The sequence below is a fragment of the Microbacterium rhizophilum genome (assembly GCF_039605615.1).
GTDB classification, from domain to species: domain Bacteria; phylum Actinomycetota; class Actinomycetes; order Actinomycetales; family Microbacteriaceae; genus Microbacterium; species Microbacterium rhizophilus.
The window spans coordinates 189,910-209,163 of sequence record NZ_JBCNUN010000003.1 but is presented as its reverse complement, the minus strand read 5'-3'; the positions used below and the strand labels follow the sequence as shown (position 1 = coordinate 209,163).

General features: G+C 72.0%; 21 protein-coding genes. 6 read left to right on the top strand and 15 right to left on the bottom strand.

The genetic code is table 11. The features are described 5' to 3' along the window. Window position 1: 1 nt before the first annotated feature. Genes ccsB through AAD528_RS07595 form a run of 5 tightly spaced genes read right to left on the bottom strand, consistent with a single transcriptional unit; the run spans window position 2 to window position 4,742 of the window. Window positions 2–976, bottom strand: a complete 975-nt coding sequence (gene ccsB / locus AAD528_RS07615) for a c-type cytochrome biogenesis protein CcsB (RefSeq protein WP_345751471.1) — start codon at window positions 974–976, stop codon at window positions 2–4. Window positions 977–986: 10 nt separating this feature from the next. After that, a complete protein-coding gene (resB, locus tag AAD528_RS07610) occupies window positions 987–2,654 on the bottom strand; it encodes a cytochrome c biogenesis protein ResB (protein ID WP_345751470.1) in 1,668 nt (555 codons plus the stop codon). Window positions 2,655–2,661: 7 nt separating this feature from the next. Next, window positions 2,662–3,426, bottom strand: a complete 765-nt coding sequence (locus tag AAD528_RS07605) for a cytochrome c biogenesis CcdA family protein (RefSeq protein ID WP_345751469.1) — start codon at window positions 3,424–3,426, stop codon at window positions 2,662–2,664. A gap of 16 nt (window positions 3,427–3,442) precedes the next feature. Beyond that, the gene (locus AAD528_RS07600) at window positions 3,443–4,054 is read right to left on the bottom strand and encodes a TlpA disulfide reductase family protein (protein ID WP_345751468.1); all 612 of its coding nucleotides are present in this window, start codon (window positions 4,052–4,054) and stop codon (window positions 3,443–3,445) included. 58 nt (window positions 4,055–4,112) lie between these two features. Beyond that, the gene (locus AAD528_RS07595; RefSeq protein WP_345751467.1) at window positions 4,113–4,742 is read right to left on the bottom strand and encodes a histidine phosphatase family protein; all 630 of its coding nucleotides are present in this window, start codon (window positions 4,740–4,742) and stop codon (window positions 4,113–4,115) included. Between the two features lie 112 nt (window positions 4,743–4,854). On the opposite strand from AAD528_RS07595, the gene AAD528_RS07590 reads away from it, so the two are divergent. Further along, entirely contained in the window at window positions 4,855–6,846 is a 1,992-nt protein-coding gene (locus tag AAD528_RS07590; protein WP_345751466.1) for a hypothetical protein, read from the top strand. A 154-nt stretch (window positions 6,847–7,000) separates the two neighbouring features. Then, window positions 7,001–8,089: a type I restriction enzyme HsdR N-terminal domain-containing protein gene (locus AAD528_RS07585; RefSeq protein ID WP_345751465.1), complete on the top strand. Its 1,089-nt coding sequence runs from the start codon at window positions 7,001–7,003 to the stop codon at window positions 8,087–8,089. Window positions 8,090–8,208: 119 nt separating this feature from the next. On the opposite strand, the gene AAD528_RS07580 is transcribed toward AAD528_RS07585, so the two are convergent. Continuing rightward, window positions 8,209–8,868, bottom strand: a complete 660-nt coding sequence (locus AAD528_RS07580) for a DedA family protein (protein WP_345751464.1) — start codon at window positions 8,866–8,868, stop codon at window positions 8,209–8,211. 150 nt (window positions 8,869–9,018) lie between these two features. Here AAD528_RS07580 and aspS point away from each other — a divergent pair, with 150 nt between their 5' ends. The 3 genes from aspS (at window position 9,019) to AAD528_RS07565 (ending at window position 13,769) form a co-directional block, all read left to right on the top strand. Beyond that, window positions 9,019–10,812: an aspartate--tRNA ligase gene (gene aspS / locus AAD528_RS07575; protein WP_345751463.1), complete on the top strand. Its 1,794-nt coding sequence runs from the start codon at window positions 9,019–9,021 to the stop codon at window positions 10,810–10,812. Between the two features lie 97 nt (window positions 10,813–10,909). Continuing rightward, on the top strand, window positions 10,910–12,076 hold the full coding sequence (locus AAD528_RS07570) for a mechanosensitive ion channel family protein (protein ID WP_345751462.1): 1,167 nt from the start codon (window positions 10,910–10,912) through the stop codon (window positions 12,074–12,076). 10 nt (window positions 12,077–12,086) lie between these two features. Then, window positions 12,087–13,769, top strand: coding sequence for an FAD-binding dehydrogenase (locus AAD528_RS07565; RefSeq protein WP_345751461.1), 1,683 nt, complete (start codon window positions 12,087–12,089; stop codon window positions 13,767–13,769). Between the two features lie 6 nt (window positions 13,770–13,775). Here AAD528_RS07565 and AAD528_RS07560 read toward each other — a convergent pair whose 3' ends face one another. The 3 genes from AAD528_RS07560 to AAD528_RS07550 form a co-directional block, all read right to left on the bottom strand. Continuing rightward, window positions 13,776–14,294 carry a COG4315 family predicted lipoprotein gene (locus AAD528_RS07560; RefSeq protein ID WP_345751460.1) on the bottom strand — a complete coding sequence of 173 codons (519 nt, stop codon included), beginning with the start codon at window positions 14,292–14,294 and terminating at the stop codon, window positions 13,776–13,778. A gap of 68 nt (window positions 14,295–14,362) precedes the next feature. Beyond that, window positions 14,363–15,061, bottom strand: a complete 699-nt coding sequence (locus AAD528_RS07555) for an anti-sigma factor family protein (protein ID WP_345751459.1) — start codon at window positions 15,059–15,061, stop codon at window positions 14,363–14,365. After that, window positions 15,058–15,606: a sigma-70 family RNA polymerase sigma factor gene (locus AAD528_RS07550; protein WP_345751458.1), complete on the bottom strand. Its 549-nt coding sequence runs from the start codon at window positions 15,604–15,606 to the stop codon at window positions 15,058–15,060. The genes AAD528_RS07555 and AAD528_RS07550 overlap by 4 nt, the downstream gene beginning before the upstream one ends. Window positions 15,607–15,687: 81 nt before the next feature. Here AAD528_RS07550 and AAD528_RS07545 point away from each other — a divergent pair, with 81 nt between their 5' ends. Further along, window positions 15,688–16,161, top strand: a complete 474-nt coding sequence (locus AAD528_RS07545) for a DUF2231 domain-containing protein (RefSeq protein ID WP_345751457.1) — start codon at window positions 15,688–15,690, stop codon at window positions 16,159–16,161. 50 nt (window positions 16,162–16,211) lie between these two features. Here the strand turns inward: AAD528_RS07545 and AAD528_RS07540 are convergent, their stop codons facing one another. From AAD528_RS07540 to AAD528_RS07515, 6 genes are all read right to left on the bottom strand, one after another. Beyond that, complete coding sequence (locus AAD528_RS07540; protein WP_345751456.1) at window positions 16,212–16,517, bottom strand: Dabb family protein; 306 nt, start codon at window positions 16,515–16,517, stop codon at window positions 16,212–16,214. Window positions 16,518–16,534: 17 nt separating this feature from the next. Continuing rightward, complete coding sequence (locus tag AAD528_RS07535) at window positions 16,535–16,807, bottom strand: glutaredoxin family protein (protein ID WP_345751455.1); 273 nt, start codon at window positions 16,805–16,807, stop codon at window positions 16,535–16,537. A gap of 4 nt (window positions 16,808–16,811) precedes the next feature. Next, window positions 16,812–17,105: a rhodanese-like domain-containing protein gene (locus tag AAD528_RS07530; RefSeq protein ID WP_345751454.1), complete on the bottom strand. Its 294-nt coding sequence runs from the start codon at window positions 17,103–17,105 to the stop codon at window positions 16,812–16,814. 38 nt (window positions 17,106–17,143) lie between these two features. After that, the gene (locus tag AAD528_RS07525) at window positions 17,144–18,652 is read right to left on the bottom strand and encodes a molybdopterin-dependent oxidoreductase (protein ID WP_345751453.1); all 1,509 of its coding nucleotides are present in this window, start codon (window positions 18,650–18,652) and stop codon (window positions 17,144–17,146) included. An 89-nt stretch (window positions 18,653–18,741) separates the two neighbouring features. Then, on the bottom strand, window positions 18,742–18,840 hold the full coding sequence (locus AAD528_RS07520; RefSeq protein ID WP_003792170.1) for a 30S ribosomal protein bS22: 99 nt from the start codon (window positions 18,838–18,840) through the stop codon (window positions 18,742–18,744). 120 nt (window positions 18,841–18,960) lie between these two features. Beyond that, complete coding sequence (locus AAD528_RS07515) at window positions 18,961–19,152, bottom strand: helix-turn-helix domain-containing protein (protein ID WP_135114471.1); 192 nt, start codon at window positions 19,150–19,152, stop codon at window positions 18,961–18,963. Window positions 19,153–19,254 lie beyond the last annotated feature (102 nt).

The following is a 19,254-nucleotide window of genomic DNA, read 5'->3' as shown; positions in this document are numbered from 1 at the left end:
CTCAGCTCAGACCGCTGTACGCGTGCAGCCCCTCGAAGTACATGTTCACGATTGTGAAGTTGAAGATCACGGCGACGAAGCCGACGATCGACAGCCAGGCCGAGCGCGTGCCGCGCCAGCCGCGCGTCGCGCGGGCGTGGATGTAGCCGGCGTAGAGGACCCAGATGATGAAGGTCCACACTTCCTTGGTGTCGAAGCCCCAGTACCGGCCCCACGCGTCCTGGGCCCAGATGGATCCGGCGATCAGGGTGAAGGTCCAGAAGATGAAGCCGATGATCGCGAACCGGTAGGCGAGGCCCTCGAGCGCCTCGGCGCTGGGCAGTGTCCGCAGGAACGAGCGCTTCGCGCCCTCGGCGGCCACCGCGAGGCGCTCGCGCCGGGCCTGCAGCAGCTGCAGTACAGACAGGCCGAACGCCAGGGCGAGGAACGCGGTCGCGAGCGACGCGACGAACACGTGCACGACGAGCCAGACCGACTTCAGGGGGTCCATCAGCGGCACGACATCGACGTGGAACAGCGTCGCGCCGCCCATCAGCACCGTGACGAGGCCGACCATGAACGTGCCGAGGAACCGCAGGTCGCGCCAGAACAGCACGCCCAGGTACACCGCGGTGATCAGCAGCGTGCCGGTCATGGCGAACTCGTACATGTTCGACCACGGCACGCGACCGGCCGCGATGCCGCGCAGCACGGCGCCGCCGAGGTGGAACAGGAAGCCCAGCACCGTGAGCGACGTGCCGATCCGGCCCATCACGAGGCGCGGCTTCTCCGCCGCCGGCTCCTGCGGCACTCCGTTCACCACGGTCCCGCGCCCGGCGCCGACGAGCTCGCGCGCGGCGTCCTGACGCTCGAGCGAGAGCTGCGAGCGCTTGGCCAGGTCGAACGCGTACGCGATGAACGCGAGCGCATAGATCACGATCGCCGTCCAGATCAGCAGCAGCGAGATCGAGTCGAGCGAGAGGGCGTCGGGATGCATGGGTGGGATCCTACTTCTCGAGGCTGTCGAGGTGCTTGGCCCGCAGCTGCTCGATCGCAGCCGCGAGGGTCGGGTCGTCGCCGCGCGCGAGGGCGGCGTATTCGAGGTCGATCGCGCCGTCGCCGTCCGGCGTCGCCTTCACCCACACGCGCCGGCGCGGCACGAACAGCGCCGTGAGCAGGCCGAGCACCATCAGGATGGCGAAGCCGAGCACGAAGATCGCGGATCCGTCGCGGTGCGTCTGCAGCGACGCGAAGCGCTTGACCGACTCGGTCAGGCCGACCTGCGCTCGGTCGGCGCCTGCGGGCGTCTCGTCCTCGAACGTGACGGTGCCCAGGCCGTTCGGCAGGTCCGCGGTCTCCCCCGGCGCGAGCTCGATCGACTCCGTGCCGGTGTCACCGCCCGTCAGCTGCGTCATGCCCGAGGGGTCGAGCTCGTACACGCTGCGCGGCACCCCCTCGTCGATGCCGAGGTCGCCGGAGTACACGTTGAGCGTCAGCACCGGATTGATCAGGTCGCCGTACACCGAGGTGAACGCGCCGGTGGAGAGCTTCTGCTGCGTGGGATACAGGAAGCCGAGCATGCCGAGCTGCTCGGGCAGCCCGTCGGCGATCTTCACGACGCCGAGCGAGGTGAGGTTCGCGTCCTGCGGCAGGAACGGCACCGACTCGCTGTAGACCGTCGTGCCGTCGGCGTCGCGCACGGTGATGGTCGGCGCGTAGCCGTTGCCGAGCAGGTACACGCGCTCGCCCGCGACCTCCAGCGGGTGGTTCACGCGCACGGCGCCGTCGCTCGTGCCGCCGTCGGGCTCGCGCACCGTGACGTTCGCGGCGAAGTCGCCCGCCTGGCCGGCGCCGCTCGTACCCCAGGGCTGATACGTCACGTCGAACGAGTTCAGCCGCATGGCGTAGGGCGACAGCGCCCCGTCCGAGACGAACCGGCCGCGGTTCATGGACGAGTAGTCCACGAGCGCGTTCACGACGGTCTGGCCCTCGATCACGACGCGCTGGCCCGTGTAGGCGAAGCCGCCGCCGATGCCGACCGCGAGCAGCACGCCCACGAGCGACGCGTGGAAGACGAGGTTGCCGGTCTCGCGCAGGTAGCCGCGCTCGGCCGAGACCGACCAGCCGCGGCGGTCGTCGTAGCGCTCCACCCGGTAGCCGGATGCGCGCAGCTGCGCCTCGGCCAGGTCGATCGCGTGCTTCGCGTCATCCGGGTGCCCGTCGATCCGCTGCGCGAGGTGGTCGTCGAGCCGGGACAGGCGCGCGGGGGTGCGCGGCGGGCGCGAGCGCAGCGCCTTCCAGTGGTGCTTCGTGCGGGGCAGGATGCACCCGACGAGCGACACGAACAGCAGGATGTAGATGGCCGAGAACCACGCCGACATGTACACGTCGAACAGCTGCATGCCGTCGAGGATCGGGAACAGGTCGGGGTTGTCGCGCTGCCACTGCGTCACGCCGTTCGGGTTCGCCATGCGCTGCGGGAAGATCGACCCCGGCACGGCCGCGATCGCGAGCAGCAGCAGGAGGACGAGCGCCGTGCGCATGCTGGTGAGCTGGCGCCAGCCCCAGCGCAGCCACCCGACCACACCGAGCGCCGGCGAGTTCACGCCGGTGTCGGCGGCGCCGTCGACGTGGTCCGAGGGACGCAGCGGCTCGGATCCGTCGCGCTCCGTCACGGGCGCGTCAGAGGAGGGTCGGGACACCGGCGAACACCCCCTGCAGGCGCGACATGATCATGGTCCACACCCCGGTCACCATCAGCAGGCCCAGGATGACCAGCAGCGCGCCGCCGACGATGTTCACGACGCGCACGTGGCGGCGCAGGAAGGTCAGCGACCGCGTGGCCCAGCCGAAGCCGAGCGCGACGAGCAGGAACGGGATGCCGAGGCCGAGCGAGTACGCGAGGCCCAGGAGACCCGCCCGCCCCGCGTCGCCCTGCTGCCAGGCGATCGCGAGGATGGCGCTGAGCGTCGGGCCGATGCAGGGCGCCCAGCCGAGGCCGAGCGCGATGCCGAGCAGCGGCGCGCCGATGAGCCCGAGGTCGGCCTTCAGCTGCAGCTTCGCGGTGCGCTGCGCGAACCCGAAGAAGCCGATGAAGACCAGGCCGAGCAGGATGATCAGCACGCCCAGGATCCGCGTCACGAGGTCGCCGTACTGCAGCGAGAAGCGCTGCATCGCCCCGCCCGCGAGCCCGCCGAGCACGATGATCGTGACGAACACGAGCGTGAACCCGGCGATGAACAGCAGCACTCCGCCGAGGAGGCGTCCGCGGCCGGCGAGCGCGGTCGATCCGGAGTCCCGGGGCGAGACGGCGCCGCTGATGAAGCCGAGGTAGCCCGGCACGAGCGGCAGCACGCAGGGCGAGAGGAATGAGATCAGGCCGGCCAGGAGCGCGATCGGGATCGCGGCCCACAGCGCGCCGTCGAAGACGAGGGCGCCGGGATTCACGCGGCGGCCTCGCGGGTCACGCCTTCTCCTTGAGGGTGTCCCCCACGAGCGTGGACAGGATCGACGCGCTCTCGAGCCGACCGATGATGCGCGCGGCGACGCGACCCTCGCGGTCGAGCACGAGCGTGACCGGGGTCGCCTGGATCGGCGTCGCGGAGGCGAAGGCGAGCTTGGCGGAGCCGTCGTTGGCGTCGATCAGGCTCGGGTACGTCACGCCCCATTTCTCGGCGAAGGAGCGGGCCTGGTCCGCCTGGTCGAACGTGTTCACGCCGACGAACGAGACGTCCTGGTCCTGGTAGTCCTGCCACACCTTCTCGAGGTCGGCGGCCTCCACGCGGCACGGCGCGCACGAGGCGTACCAGAAGTTCACGACGACGACGTCGCCCGCGACGTCCTCGCTCGACAGCTCGTCGCCGGACTGCGTCAGGCCGGCCCACACGACGGGCTCCCCGCGCTGGTCCTCGGGGATCTCGTCGACCTGGAACTCCCTGCTGATGAATCCCTTGTCGCTGCCCTCGCGGTACTGCTCGGTGACCGGATCGGGCGCGCACGCCGCGAGCGTCAGCACCAACGTCGCGGCGCCCACCGCGGCGGTCAGACGGGCGGCGAGGCGGACGGCGGAGGACACGCCCCAATCCTACGTTTCCGCATCTGCGGCGGCTGTGCGCCAGCCGAAAGTGCGGGGGTCACACGGCCCCGACGTCCACCGCGTCGTCCAGCGGCGCGGGCTCGGCGTACGAGACCTCGCGCCAGACGTCGCCGACGCGCTCGAACGACGTCACGCTCGACAGGGCGCAGCGGCGCGTGCGGGGGTCGTGCGGCAGCGGCAGACCCGCGACGGAGAGATGGGTCAGCCAGATGGGCGCCTGGTGCGACACGATCACGACGTCACCCTCGGGGGTGTTGTGCCACGCCTCGTCCAGCGCGGAGCGCATCCGGTCCACGACCTGGCTGTACGGCTCGCCCCAGCTCGGCACGGACGGGCGACGCAGGTGGTGCCAGTTCCAAGGCTTGCGCAGCGCACTGCTCATCCGCATGCCCGCGAACACGTTGGTCGGCTCGATCACGCGCTCCTCGATGCGCGGCTCGAGGCCCAGCAGCTCCGTGAACGGCTCGGACGACTCCTGCGTGCGCTGCAGCGGCGAGCACAGCAGCGTCGTGACGGTGCGTCCGAGGTCGCGCACGTGCTCCGCGGCGGCGCGCGCCATGCGGCGGCCGTCGTCGCTCAGGCGGAAGCCGGGCAGGCGCTCGTACAGCACGCGGTCGGGGTTGTGGACCTCGCCGTGACGTACGAGGTGGATGAGTTCGGCCGGCATGCGCTCCCCTGTGGTCGTCCGCGCGTCCATCCTACGAACGCGGCGGACCCCGCGCGGCAGGATCGCGGAGCGCCGCCGGGGCCACCGTCCGGGCCGCGGTTACCGTGGGCGGGTGAGGACTGCACTGCGCCGGATCGCGGCCGCGACGACGGCGGCGGCCCTGGTGCTGGGGCTCGCCGCGTGCGTCCCCGAGCCGTCCCCGGGCGAGGCACGCCGGGATCCGGTGCCGTCCTTCGCCGATGTCCGCACGACGCAGGTCGACCGCGACGGCGACCACTGGCGCACGGGCGGCGTGACCGTGGACGTCCCGGTGGGCGCGGTCACGGCGAACGTCGCGAACGTGACCGTGGGCCCGCGGATCGGCGTGGCCGACTCGGGGATCGCGACCGAGGTCTTCGGCGCTCCCGTCCGGATCGCCTCTCCCGCCGCATTCGCCGATCCCGTCACGCTGGCGTGGGACGTGTCGGCGCTGCCTCCGGAGGCCGCGGCGGCGGCGGCGCTCGTGCGCTGGGACGACGACCGGCGCGTGTGGGTGCCCGAGCCCGGCATCCCCGCCGTCGACGGCGGCACCCTCACCGCGCAGGTGACCGGCGGCGGCATCGTGACCTGGGCCACGGCGGCCCTGGCCGGCGCGGCCGTCGCCGCGCCGCAGCCCGTGGCGCCGAAGTGCGGCGACGCGACGCTGCCGGACTGGGTCTCGACCACCGCGGATCCGGATCGCGACCGCCCGGCCTCCGCGATCGCCGCGTGCTTCGAGACGCACGAGTCGGATGTGCTGACGGTCCGGACGCGCGGCCGCGAGGGCGTCACGAGGGCGCTCCAGCTCGACGGCCAGGCCGCATTCGACTGGGTCACGCGCGAGGACGGCGGGGACCGGTTCTGGCGGATCGCCGCGGGCCTCGTCGACGACGAGCGCACCGCGCTGCTGGCGCCCGGCGCCGGCATCGACGTGGGCCTCAGCGCCGCCGGCGCCCCCTATCGCGCCGTCGCGCGGGTCGACGCCCGCACCGCGACGGTGGATCTCCTCGCCGCGTTCGCGCGGCACGTCTCGTTCGGCGAGATCCCGGATCCGTCGGTCGCCGACCTGCTCTCCACGCTCTACGCGTGCGGCGCGGCCGCCCCGGGTCCCGTCGAGGACGCGTCGGCGGTCGCCGCGATCGGCGCCGACCTCACGGCATGCGCCGCCGACCTCACGCCTGCGGGCGCGCCCGGCTCCGCCGACGCGGCCGCCGTGCAGGGCGCGCGGGCGACCGCCGCCGCGGCCCGCATCGCCGCCGCGGGCGCGTTCGACTCCCTCGCGACCGCGTCGACCGAGGCCCTCGTGGCGGCGGGCGCGGCCGCGCTCGGCGGCGCGTCGTGGACCGTGCTCGGCGACCGCGAGATCCCGGAGCTCGGCTCCTGGCACCCCACCTGCACCGACGCGGAGGCGGACGCCGCGGCGCTGTTCGGCGAGCTGGCCGCGCAGCCGCAGTTCACGTCGGGGGCGCGCGACGTCGCGACCGATCCGCGCTGGCGGGCGGCGGCGGTCCGGGCCGTCGCGCCGCTGGGCGCCTGCGCGCCTGACGAGCGCGCCCGCTTCGCCGCCCAGCTGCCCGACGAGTGGGCCGATCCGGATGCCGCCCGCGTGGTGGTCGACGCCATCGCGGGCCTCGGCCTGTCGCTGCTGTCGTGCGACGACCTGTTCGCCCTCGCCGCACCGCTGGCGAAGGGCTTCCACGCGCTGCGCGGCGTCACCGCCTCCGCGCCGGGCCGCGTCGCGTGCGGCTGGGCGGCCGAGAAGGGCAAGGCCGCGACCGACAAGGGCGTGACGTCACGCGTGCAGGTGTGGATCTCGCGCGAGACCGCCGACGCCGATGAGGTCCTCCGGCGCCGCACGGAGGCCGAGAAGTCGGAGCTCGGCGGCGTGCGCGACTCCGAGGCCCTCGACGCCGTCGGCGGCTACGTCGCCGGCACCTACGTGCCCGCGGGCCTCGAGCTCGAGTCGTGGATCCCGGGCTACCGCATCGTCGTCACGACGGCGAGCGACGACGACCCGACCCAGTGGCGCCTCCCCGAGGGCATCGCCACGGTCGAGCACATCGCCGAGGCCCTCACCACCGGCTGACCGCCCCGAGTCCGTTTCCCTTTTCTGAAGGGAATTCTCCCGACTGGTGGCATTCACGCCGCGCCGCCGAAGGAGCCCGCGACGGAAAAATCGCCATGAGGCGATAAACATGAGCGACGCACTGCAGGCTCTCCCCCGATAGGACGACCCCAACATGGAATTCACCGAAAGGCTCAATGCTCTTGCGCTGAAGGTTCAGAACCAGAAGCACGCGATCCAGACCGAAGAAGCGACGAAGACGGCATTCATCATGCCGTTCATCTCCTCGGTGCTCGGATACGACGTGTTCGACCCGCTCGAAGTCGTGCCCGAGTTCACCGCCGATGTCGGCATCAAACGGGGCGAGAAGATCGATTACGCGATCATGCGGGACGGGGAGGTGCAGCTTCTCGTCGAATGCAAGCTCTCGAGCCTCAAGATCGAGCACGCATCCCAGCTGTACCGCTACTTCGCTGTGACAAACGCACGCATCGCGGTGCTCACCAATGGCGAGGTCTACCACTTCTACACCGACCTCGATGCTCCGAACCGCATGGACTCGAAGCCGTTCCTGGTCCTGGATCTCGCCGATCTGGATGAGTCGCTGGTGCCGGAGCTGAAGAAGCTGACGAAGGAGAACTTCGATCTCGACTCCATCGTGAGCGCTGCGGAGGAGCTGAAGTACGTCGGTGCGATCAAGCGAGCCCTCGCCGAGGACTTCAAGGCGCCGACCCCGGAGTGGTCGAAGTACCTGACCTCCAAGGTCTATGACGGCTCGTACACGCAGAAGGTCCGAGACCAGTTCGGCCCGCTCGTCCAGAAGGCGCTGAAGCAGTACCTCAGCGACCAGGTGAACGAACGCCTGAAGACGGCCCTGGGAGCGGGCAGCTACACGCCCGCCGAGAGCGCACCCCAGGCAAGCGTGTCCAGCACTCCCGTGGCCGATGCCGACCTCGACCGCGACACGGAGATCGAGACGACCCTCGAGGAGCTCGAGGGATACCAGATCGTCAAGGCGATCGCCTGCAGCGAGGTGAAGCCTCAGCGCATCGCCCATCGAGACGCGAAGTCCTATTTCGCGATCCTGCTGGACGACAACAACCGCAAGCCGATCGCGCGACTGCACTTCAACGGCAAGAGCCAGAAGTACCTGGGTCTGTTCGACGCCGAGAAGAACGAGACACGGCACCCCATCGAGGCTCTCGACGACATCTACTCATTCGCCGACGCCATCCGCGAACGCGTCCGCGGATACAACGACTGACGCCCGACTTCCAGGCACGCTACGAGCTGACCCGCGCCCGACTTGCCCCGAACTGACGCCGAATCGCGCGGAGCGCCGTCAGCTTGCGGCAAGCCTGCGCCCGTTGACCCAAGCGGGGATCACTCGGCGCGCTCGTCCGCGCGGAGCGAGCGGATGCGGGCGACGACGAACCAGACCACAGCGATCACGACGACCGCGATCACGACGTTCTGGGCGACGTCCATGTACTGCTCGACGATGTGCCACGACTCGCCGAGGTACCAGCCGACCAGCACGAAGATCGTGTTCCAGATCAGGCTGCCGGCGGCGGTGAGCAGCACGAACTTCCAGATCGGCATGTGCACGACGCCCGCGGGGATCGAGATGAGGCTGCGGAAGATCGGGATGAACCGGCCGAAGAACACCGCGACGGCGCCGTGGCGGTGGAACCACGCGACCGTGCGGTCGACATCGGCCACGTTCACGAGCGGCAGCCGGTCGGCGACCCGGCGCAGGCGCTCGAGGCCGAACCACGCGCCGATGCCGTACAGCACGAGCGCACCGACGACGGATCCGACCGTCGTCCACAGGATCGCCTCCCACAGCGCGAATGCGCCGCGCGAGGCCGCGAGCCCGGCCAGGGGCAGGATCGCCTCGCTCGGCAGCGGCGGGAACAGGTTCTCGGCCGCGATGCCGATGCCGGCACCGTAGGGGCCGATCACGTCCATGAGTCCGACGACCGCGTCGACGAGCGCGCCGAGCCAGGATCCGTCGGCGGCCGTGGAGGCGGTCGTCGTCATGCGGGCAGGCCCTTCGGTCGTCGGCGCGGTTACCCGTTCGACGGTAGCGACCCGACCTCTCGGGAGCCTGGGTGCTGTCCCCCGGATCCGATTCCGGATATCCCGGCCCGTAGACTTGTCAGGATTTCTTGACATCAGGAGGATTCCTTCGTGCTTCGCACCCACACCGCCGGCTCGCTGCGCGCCGAGCACATCGGTCAGACCGTCACCCTCACGGGCTGGGTCGACCGCCGCCGCGACCACGGTGGGGTGGCGTTCATCGATCTGCGCGACGCATCCGGCATCGCCCAGGTGGTCATCCGCGACGAGGCCGTGGCGCACCCGCTGCGCAGCGAGTTCGTCCTGAAGGTGACCGGCGAGGTGGGCAGGCGCCCCGCGGGCAACGAGAACCCGAACCTCCCGACGGGCGAGATCGAACTGGTCGCGACCGCCGTCGAGGTGCTGAACGAGTCGGCGCCGCTGCCGTTCCCGGTCTCCTCCGGCACCGCCGAGGCCGACCCGATCGGCGAGGAGGCGCGCCTCAAGCACCGCTACCTCGACCTGCGCCGCCAGGGCCCGGCCAACGCGATCCGCCTGCGCTCGCAGGTGTACAAGGCGATCCGCGACGTCCTGCACGAGCGCGAGTTCGTCGAGGTCGAGACCCCGACCCTGACCCGCTCGACGCCCGAGGGCGCGCGCGACTTCCTCGTGCCGGCACGCCTGCACCCGGGCAGCTGGTACGCCCTGCCGCAGAGCCCGCAGCTGTTCAAGCAGCTGCTGATGGTGGGCGGCGTGGAGAAGTACTTCCAGATCGCGCGCTGCTACCGCGACGAGGACTTCCGCGCCGACCGCCAGCCCGAGTTCACGCAGCTCGACATCGAGATGAGCTTCGTGGACCAGGAGGACGTCATCGAGATGATGGAGTCCGTCATCACGGCGATGTGGAAGACGATCGGCGTCGAGGTGCAGACCCCGCTGCCCCGCATGACCTACGCGGACGCCATGGCGCGGTACGGATCGGACAAGCCCGACCTGCGATTCGGCCTCGAGCTCGTCGAGGCGACGGACTACTTCCGCGAGACGCCGTTCCGCGTGTTCCAGTCGGAGTACGTCGGCGCGGTCGTGATGCCCGGCGGCGCGAGCCAGCCGCGCAAGACGCTCGACGCCTGGCAGGACTGGGCCAAGCAGCGCGGCGCCCGCGGCCTCGCCTACGTCCTGTTCAACGAGGACGGCACGCTCGGCGGCCCGGTCGCCAAGAACCTGTCCGAGACCGAGCAGGCGGGCCTGAGGGAGCTCGTGGGCGCGGAGCCCGGCGACTGCGCGTTCTTCGCCGCCGGCGCCACCAAGGCCAGCCGCGCGCTGCTCGGCGCCGCACGCATCGAGATCGGCAAGCGCCTGGGCCTGCTCGACCCCGACACGTTCGCGTTCACGTGGGTCGTCGACGCCCCGATGTTCGAGCCCGCCTCCGACGCGGTCGCCTCGGGCGACGTCGCGGTCGGCGCCGGCGCCTGGACCGCGGTGCACCACGCCTTCACGGGCCCGAAGCCCGAGTTCGAGGACACGTTCGACACGGACCCCGGATCGGCGCTCGCCTACGCGTACGACATCGTCTGCAACGGATCAGAGCTGGGCGGCGGATCCATCCGCATCCACCGCGAGGACGTCCAGAAGCGCGTGTTCGAGATCATGGGCATCGACGAGGAGCAGGCGCAGGAGAAGTTCGGCTTCCTGCTCGAGGCGTTCAAGTTCGGCGCCCCGCCGCACGGCGGCATCGCGCTCGGGATGGACCGCGTGCTGCAGCACCTCACGAAGACCGAGTCGATCCGCGAGGTCATCGCGTTCCCGAAGTCGGGCGGGGGCTTCGACCCGCTGACCGAGGCCCCCGCCCCGATCACGCCGCAGCAGCGCGCCGAGGCCGGCGTCGACGCCGTGCCCGAACAGGAGCCCGAGGTCGTCGAGGCTTGAGCCGGGGCACCGCGTAACGCGCACGAGGGGGGCACCGCAACCAGCTTGCGGTGCCCCCTCGCCGTCTGGGTACCGTGGGCTCTCCCGAAGGAGGCCCATGCTCGACCCCTGGCTCCAGTTCACCGTCGCGGTGCTCGTCTGTGTGCTCGCGGCGGCCGTCGTGTCGACCCTGATCGTCGTCGTGATGCGGCTCGTCTCGCGCTGGCGGTCCTGGCCGCGGGCGCTGATGACGCACGCACGCCTGCCGTTCCGCGCGCTGCTGCTGATCCTGGCGATCTGGATCGCGCTCGTCGCACGCTTCCCCGAGCGCGAGTGGCTGCCCGGGGTCGGCCGCCTGCTGTCGATCGTCGCGATCATCGCGGCGGCCTGGTTCATCGGCGCGCTCGTCTCGTTCGCGACCGATCAGGCGCTCGGCCGATACCGGATCGACGTCCCCGACAACCGGCTGGCGCGGCGGATCCGGACGCAGACGCTCATCCTGCGGCGCCTCGCCTATGCCGTGCTGGTGGTGATCGCCGTGGGCGCCGTGCTGCTGACGTTCCCCGCCGTGCGCGCGGTGGGCGCGAGCCTGCTGGCGTCGGCGGGCATCGCGTCGGTCGTCGCGGGCCTCGCGGCCCAGTCGGTGCTCGCGAACATGTTCGCCGGGATCCAGCTCGTCTTCAGCGACGCGCTGCGCGTCGACGACGTGATCGTGGTGGAGGGCGAGTGGGGCAAGGTCGGCGAGATCACCCTGAGCTACGTCGTCCTCGACCTCTGGGACGACCGCCGGCTCGTCCTGCCGTGCACCTACTTCACGACCAACCCATTCCAGAACTGGACGAGGCAGGGGTCGGAGCTGCTCGGCGCCGTCGAGCTCGATGTCGACTGGCGCGTCTCGACCACGCGCATGCGCGCGCATCTCGACGCCGTGCTGGCCGACACCCCGCTGTGGGACGGCCGCGCGTCCGTGCTGCAGGTCACCGAGGCGGTCGGCGGGCTGGTGCGGATCCGGATCCTCGTGACCGCCCGCGACGCCCCGACGCTGTTCGACCTGCGCTGCATCGTGCGCGAGGCGATGGTGCTTTGGGTACAGGAGCAGAACCCGCAGGCGCTTCCCGTGCAGCGCGTGATGATGACCGACGCCGACGCCGAGGTGACCACGCGCGCTCCGCGCGGTCACGTCGCGCCCACCGACGCGGGTCTGTTCAGCGGCAGCGACGAGGCCGAGGAGCGCGCCAGCCTGTTCACGCAGTCGATGCCGGTCGTCGGGCGCGACGACCGATAGCCTCGCATCCGTGGATGCGGACATCGTCGTCGTCGGAGCGGGACTGGCCGGGCTCGTCGCCGCGGCAGAGGCGGCGGACGCCGGCCGCGCGGTCGTGCTGGTCGATCAGGAGGGCGAGCAGTCGCTCGGCGGCCAGGCGTTCTGGAGCCTCGGCGGCCTGTTCCTCGTGGACAGCCCCGAACAGCGCCGGATGGGCGTGCGCGACTCGCTCGAGCTCGCGCGGCAGGACTGGTTCGGCAGCGCGCAGTTCGACCGCGCCGAGGACCGCTGGCCGCGCGCGTGGGCCGAGGCGTACCTGGACTTCGCGGCGGGCGAGAAGCGCGCGTGGCTGCGCGCCATGGGGCATCGGATCTTCCCGGTGGTCGGGTGGGCGGAGCGCGGCGACGGCCGCGCGGCCGGGCACGGCAACTCGGTGCCGCGCTTCCACATCACGTGGGGCACGGGCCCGGGCGTGGTCGAGCCGTTCGAGCGGCGCGTCCGCGCGCACGCCGAGGCGGGGCGCATCCGGTTCGCGTTCCGCCACCGCGTCGACGGGCTCGTCTTCACGACCGATGCCACCGGACCGCGTGCCGTGACGGGCGTGCGCGGCGCGATCCTGCAGCCGGACGACGCCGATCGCGGCCGCCCGACGAACCGGATCGAGGAGCGCGAGTTCGAGCTGAGCGCGCAGGCGGTGATCGTCACGGCCGGCGGCATCGGCGGCGACCACGACCTCGTGCGCGCCGCGTGGCCCGAGCGCCTCGGCGCTCCGCCGCGCAGCATGGTCAGCGGCGTGCCCGCGCACGTCGACGGCCGGATGCTCCGCATCACGCAGGATGCGGGAGCGAACGTCATCAATCCCGACCGGATGTGGCACTACGTCGAGGGCATCCGGAACTGGGACCCGATCTGGGCGAATCACGGCATCCGGATCCTGCCCGGCCCGTCCTCCCTCTGGCTCGACGCGGCCGGCAACCGCCTGCCCGCGCCGCTGTACCCGGGCTTCGACACGCTCGGCACGCTGAAGCACCTGCGCGGCACGGGGCACGACTACTCGTGGTTCGTGCTGACGCAGAAGATCATCGAGAAGGAGTTCGCGCTCTCCGGATCGGAGCAGAACCCGGATCTCACCGGCCGCGACCTCAAGCTGCTGCTGGGGCGCCTCGGATCGGGCGCGCCGGGGCCGGTCGAGGCGTTCAAGGAGCACGGCGAGGACTTCGTGGTCGCCGACACCCTCACCGAGCTCGTCGCGGGCATGAACCGGCTCGCCGGGGTGAATCCGACCGGTCCCGCCATCGACGAGCGGGGTCTCCGCCGCATCGTCGAGGAGCGCGATCGCGAGGTCGCCAACGCGTTCTCGAAGGACACGCAGGTCACCGCGCTGCGCGGGGCACGCAACTACCTCGGCGACAAGCTCATCCGCGTCGCCGCGCCGCACCGGATCCTGGACCCGAAGGCCGGCCCGCTCATCGCGGTCAAGCTGCACATCCTGTCGCGCAAGACGCTCGGCGGGCTGGAGACGGATCTGCAGGGCCGCTGCCTCGCACCGTCGCCGGATGGATCGGGCGCGCCGATCCCGGGCCTGTACGCGGCGGGCGAGGTCGCGGGCTTCGGCGGCGGCGGGATGATGGGCTACAACGCGCTCGAGGGCACGTTCCTCGGCGGCTGCCTGTTCTCGGGCCGCGCCGCGGGGCGCGCCGCCGCCGCCTTATGACCCGTGTCACTCCCGGATCGGCTCGCCGTCCGGGTCGAGCACCCACCACACGTCGCCCACGCCCTGCCCGGTCGTCTGGCCGGCCTGCGTGTCGCCGGCGTAGTAGTACAGCGGCCAGCCGTTCAGCGTCAGCTGCGGCTGCCCGTCCACGCCGGTGATGGTGCCGAGCTCGCCCGAGATGCCGTCGACCGCGGCGGTCCCGTCGCCGTGCACGGGCGGCCAGGCGTCCAGGCACTGCCCCTCGCACGTCGAGGCGCCCGAGCCCTGCGTGTCGCTGTCGAACTGGTAGACGACCATCCCCTGGCCGTCGACCACGATCGTGCCGAGGTCGCTGTCGGCCGTGGCCAGCGATGCCGCGCCGCCCTCGGGAGCCGCGCTCTCCTCGGCCGGCGCGCTCTCCGCCGGCGTGGTCTCGGCCGTCGTCGGCGCGGCGTCGTCGCCCCCGTCGTCCGCGCTCGAGCAGCCGGTCAGCGCGGCCGCGGCGAGGAGGATCGCCGCGGCGCCCAGCGTGATTCTCGTGTTCATGTCTTCCCCTTCGATCAGCGGGCCGCGGAGGCGGTCCGCTGAGAACACGGGGCGCACGCGTCCGCGGTTCACTCCCCGGCGAGATCGGCCGTCATCAGGGTCTCGCCGGTGCCCGTGAGCACGTGGAGCGCGACGATCCTGTCGAGCGGGAGCGACGTGCCGGCCTCGAGCGTGATCGTCTTCCCCGGCGCCGAGCCCCAGGTGGAGACGTGCTGGCGTCCCCCGTCGTCCCCGATCACCACGAGCTCGTACGTCCACGGCTCGCCCGTGCCGCCCCAGTCGCCGCCGCCGAAGCCGTCCGGATAGTCGCACCGGATGGACAGCCGCGTGCCCCACGCCACCGGATCCAGCCCCACGTCGACCGTCATGTCGGTCTCGGCGAGCGGGCGCATCGCGACCGCGACGTCCGGCCGATCGAGCTGCCGGATCGCCGTGGGCAGGCCGATCGCGAGAGCCACGACCAGCACGGCGGCCGCGGCGATCCCGGCGATCCGGATCCGGATGCCGCGCGCCCGCCGAGCCTCGCGCGCGCGCATCCGTTCGAGCAGGTCCGCCGGAGGGCGCGGCGCCTCGACGGCATCGGGCGCGCCCGCCCGCGCCAGCAGGCCGGGCATCGACGCCAGGTCGGCCACGGCCTCGCGGCAGCGCGGGCAGCGCTCGAGGTGCTCCTCGAACCGGCGGCGGTCGGCGGGCGTCAGCGCGCCGAGCACATAGGCGGCGTCCCACTCGGCGAACTCCGCGTGTTCGCCCTCGTGATCCCCGTTCACCGGGTCACCCCTCTCTCCTGGAACGCGAGCCGCAGGGCCCGAAGTCCGTAGTGCAGCCGCGACTTCACGGTGCCCTCCGCCACGTCGAGCTCGCGCGCGAGCTCCGCCGTGCTGCGCCCGCCGAAGTACGCCCGCACGATCACCTCGCGGTGGTGCGGACCGAGCGAGGCCAGCGCGTCCTGCAGCAGCATCGTGTCCAGCAGCTGCTCTGTGCGGTCGGCCGCGGGCTGATCCGGCTGCTCGTCGCGCGTCTCCTCGTGCCGTCGCCGTGCGCTGCGGGCCTGGTCGATCACGAGGTTCCGCGCCACCGTGAACAGCCACCCGCGCAGCTGCTCGGGATCCTCGTCGAGGATCCCCTCCGTGCGCCACGCGCGCAGCAGCGTCTCCTGGACGATGTCGTCGGCGTCGGCGGGCCGCCCGGTCAGCGACACGACATAGCGCCAGAGCGATCCCGCGTAGCGGTCGTGCAGCTCGCGCAAGGCCGCGTCCCTGCGGTCTCTGGCGCTGCTCTGCGTCACGCGGCGCTCCCCGGGCGGATCGTCCATGCCCCGGACACGGTGCCCGCGTCCGTCCGGTTCATTCTGACCCCGGATGAACCGCCGCGTCCCCTGTGCCGTGTCCGGGGCATGGAGATCTCAGGGCTTCCGCTGCATCCGCTCGTGGTGCACGCCGTCGTGGTGCTGCTGCCGCTGACCGCGATCGCGCTGGTCGTCGCGCAGCTGTCCGCCTCCGTGCGACGTCGGCTGGGGCTGCTGCCCCTCGTCGGCGCCGTCGCGGTCGCGATCCTGGTGCCGGTCACGATCGCCGCGGGCATGGCGCTCGCGCAGCTCGTCGGTCCTCTGCCGGCCGTGCAGGCGCACGGCGAGCGCGGGAGCGGCGTGTTGCCGTGGGCGCTCGCGCTGCCGGTCGTCGCGGCCGGGCAGTGGGCGTGGTTCCGCTGGGGCCGCGATCGCGTGGCCGACCGTCATCGGCGCCGGGCTCGCCTCATGTCGGCGGGCGTCGGCGTGCTCGTCTGCGCGGTATCGGCCGGCGCCGTGGTCGCGGTCGTGCTCGCGGGCGACTCGGGATCGCGCGCCGTGTGGGGCAGCCTCACCGGCTGATCCGCCCGCCCGGTTGCCCGAGCGAGCGCAGCACGCCGAGCCCGAGCCGCTCAGACCTCGACGTCGATCGCGGCGCGCGTGCCGTCCTTGCGGATCGTGGCGATGTAGTCGATCACCTCGACGTGCGCGGGGTGCACGGCGTAGCCCTCGACGGCCGCGAGGTCGTCGAAGTCGCCCACGATCGCGAAGTCGGAGTTGCGCTCGTCGTCGAGGGCGTTGGCGTGCACGTCGAGGCTCCGCACGCCCGGGATGACGCCGACGAGGGCACGGAGCCGGCGGCCCGCCTCGGCGATGTGAGCCTCGCGCTCGGCCGGATCGGCGGAGGCGAGCTGAAACAGGACGATGTGGCGGATCATGCGGGTCTCCTCGGGCGTCAGGCGCGCGCGGTCGCGGCCTCGGTCAGGGCGGCGCGCAGGCGCTCCGGCGACACACGCCAGTGGCCGTGCAGGCTGTCGTCGATCAGGACGACGGGGATCTTCTCCCACCACAGGTCGTACAGCGCCAGGTCGTCCTGGATCGACGCCTCGCGCACCTCGATCGCGTCGGCGACCGGATCCGGCAGCTCGGCGAGCACCTGGTCCACGACCTCGCGCGCGACGTCGCAGAGGTGGCAGTCGGGCTTGCCGATCAGGGTGAGGGTGGTCACGCGCTCAGAGGTCGACGGGGTAGCCGGCCTCGCGCCACGCGCTCGTGCCGCCCGCGACGTTCGTCACCTCGTAGCCCCGCGCGCTGAGCGCCTCGACCACGCGGCCCGAGCGTCCGCCGAGCTCGCAGATCACGTCGAACGGCTCGGCCGGCAGGTCGCCGACGCGCTCGTTCAGCTGCGACATCGGGATGTTCACGGCTCCCGGGACGTGTCCCGCCTCGTACTCGTGCACCTCGCGCACGTCGACGAGCGGGACGCCCTGACGGGCGTGCAGATCCTGGACGGAGATCTCGTTCATACGCCCAGTATCCCGCGTCCGGGGCGCGGTCGGACCACTCATTCCGCCGAGAAGCGGCGGCTGTGCCAGCCCGTGGCGCCATCGGGGGCGGGCGGCGCCGTGTCGGAGGTCTGCGTCGACCCGTCGGCGCTGACCGCGCGGCACCGCACCTCGTGGTCTCCCGGCGCGACCTCCGTGCGCAGCGACCACTGCACCCAGGTGTCGTCCGAGATGGCGGTCGCGAGCGCCGCCGGGCGCCACGGCCCGTCGTCGACCTGCACCTCGACGCCCGTCACACCCACGTGCTGGTGCCAGGCGACGCCCGCGAAGGTCACCTCGCCGGCCGCGACCGTGCCCGCGCGGGGCACGTCGATGCGCGACTGCAGCTTGATCGGGCCGCGCTCGGACCAGCCGCGATCGGTCCAGTACGCGCGAGCCCGGTCGAACCGCGTCACCTCGAGCTCGACGACCCACTTCGTCGCCGAGACGTAGCCGTACAGCCCGGGCACGACCATCCGGACGGGGAAGCCGTGTTCGATGGGCAGCGGCTCGCCGTTCATGCCCACCGCCAGCAGCGCGTCGCGATCGTCGGTCAGCGCCTCGAGCGGCGTGCCGGCCGTGAAGCCGTCCTGCGAGCGAGACAGCACCATGTCTGCCTCCGGCAGAGGCGCCGCGCGCGCCAGCAGATCGCGGATCGGATGCCCGAGCCACACCGCGTTGCCGATAAGGTCTCCGCCGACCTCGTTCGACACGCACGCGAGCGTCACGACGTGCTCGCTCAGCGGCAGCGCGAGCAGCTCGTCCCAGGTGAGCTCGACCTCCCGCTCGACGAGGCCGTGGATGCGCAGCCGCCACGCGGACGGATCGATCTCCGGCACGATCAGCGCGGTGTCGATCCGATAGAACTCGTCGTTCGGCGTGACGACCGGCGCCAGCCCGTCGAGGCCGAGCTCGGCACGCGTCGGCACGGACGCCGTCGCGGCAGGCGCCGGCAGACGCAGCGCGGACCGGATCGCCGCGACCGTGCGTCCGCCGACCTCGCGCGTCGCGGCCCAGGCGGCGGCTCCCGCGCCCACGATCACCGCGACCGCGGTGGTCGTCAGGAACGACCGTCGCGACATCCCCTCCCCGACCCCCTCAGGGACGGCGGGCCTCAGCAGCATCGCCAGCACCACGGCCGCCACGGCGCCCGCCGCGATCGACGGCAGCGGCGACAGCACCCCGGCGTCCGCGCGCGTCAACGCCGCGATCGCGCCCGCGACCCCGAGCGCTCCGGCGAGGACGGCGCCCCACGGCGGCCGGGCCCGTTGCAGGATCCCGGCGCCGGCCGCGAGTCCCAGCAGCACGAGCGCGATCAGCACCAGCAGCGCGACCTTGTCGGCCGTACCGAACAGCGCGATGGCGGCGTCCTTGGCCCAGCTCGGCGCGAGGTCGATGAGGGCCGATCCGATCGCGCCGAACGGGCTCGAGCGCGGCGCGATCAGCACGGCGAGCACCTCGCCGAGGCCGGCGCCGAGCACCGCGGCGGCGACACCCGCGCCGGCGGCGGCAGCCCGCGAGATGGTCATGTGCCGACGCTAACCCTCGGCGGTGCGGATCGGATCCGGATACCAGAAACGCCGGCCCGAAACGGGACCGGCGTCAGTGGTTGCGGCGCTTACTTCTTGTTGCGGCGCTGGTGGCGAGTCTTGCGAAGCAGCTTGCGGTGCTTCTTCTTCGCCATGCGCTTGCGGCGCTTCTTGATGACAGAACCCATGGAAACCTCACGATGTCAGGGGGTTGGACGCCGAGCCTGCGGCGTCCGGGATCGGGCACGGCGGAAGCGTGCCTTCGGAGCAGTTTACCCTATGCGGCGGCTCGCCCTTGCGGGCGACGGTCAGCCGACGTCGGCGATGGGTCGCTGCAGCGCGGCGGTGACCGCCGACTCGGGGACCCGGTAGCTGCGACCGAAGCGCACGGCGGGGAGCTCGCCCGAGTGCACGAGGCGATACACGGTCATCTTGGACACGCGCATGATCTCGGCGACCTCGGCGACGGTCAGGAACCGCACGTCCGGCATCTCGGGCACAGGGCCTCCCCCTCTTCAGATGACGTTCACTCTAGGGGGATTCCGGGTCGGATGTAAACCTGAGTGACCTCTGTTGCCACTGTTACGAGAGTCGATATATCC

What these genes read in the sequence shown, in the direction of transcription:
- ccsB (WP_345751471.1), bottom strand. Translation starts at nt 976, where the DNA reads ATGCATCCCGACGCCCTCTCGCTCGACTCGATCTCGCTGCTGCTGATC.
- AAD528_RS07595 (WP_345751467.1), bottom strand. Translation starts at nt 4,742, where the DNA reads ATGCCGGCCGAACTCATCCACCTCGTACGTCACGGCGAGGTCCACAAC.
- AAD528_RS07585 (WP_345751465.1), top strand. Translation starts at nt 7,001, where the DNA reads ATGGAATTCACCGAAAGGCTCAATGCTCTTGCGCTGAAGGTTCAGAAC.
- AAD528_RS07580 (WP_345751464.1), bottom strand. Translation starts at nt 8,868, where the DNA reads ATGACGACGACCGCCTCCACGGCCGCCGACGGATCCTGGCTCGGCGCG.
- AAD528_RS07570 (WP_345751462.1), top strand. Translation starts at nt 10,910, where the DNA reads ATGCTCGACCCCTGGCTCCAGTTCACCGTCGCGGTGCTCGTCTGTGTG.
- AAD528_RS07560 (WP_345751460.1), bottom strand. Translation starts at nt 14,294, where the DNA reads ATGAACACGAGAATCACGCTGGGCGCCGCGGCGATCCTCCTCGCCGCG.
- AAD528_RS07550 (WP_345751458.1), bottom strand. Translation starts at nt 15,606, where the DNA reads ATGGACGATCCGCCCGGGGAGCGCCGCGTGACGCAGAGCAGCGCCAGA.
- AAD528_RS07545 (WP_345751457.1), top strand. Translation starts at nt 15,688, where the DNA reads ATGGAGATCTCAGGGCTTCCGCTGCATCCGCTCGTGGTGCACGCCGTC.
- AAD528_RS07540 (WP_345751456.1), bottom strand. Translation starts at nt 16,517, where the DNA reads ATGATCCGCCACATCGTCCTGTTTCAGCTCGCCTCCGCCGATCCGGCC.
- AAD528_RS07530 (WP_345751454.1), bottom strand. Translation starts at nt 17,105, where the DNA reads ATGAACGAGATCTCCGTCCAGGATCTGCACGCCCGTCAGGGCGTCCCG.
- AAD528_RS07525 (WP_345751453.1), bottom strand. Translation starts at nt 18,652, where the DNA reads ATGACCATCTCGCGGGCTGCCGCCGCCGGCGCGGGTGTCGCCGCCGCG.
- AAD528_RS07520 (WP_003792170.1), bottom strand. Translation starts at nt 18,840, where the DNA reads ATGGGTTCTGTCATCAAGAAGCGCCGCAAGCGCATGGCGAAGAAGAAG.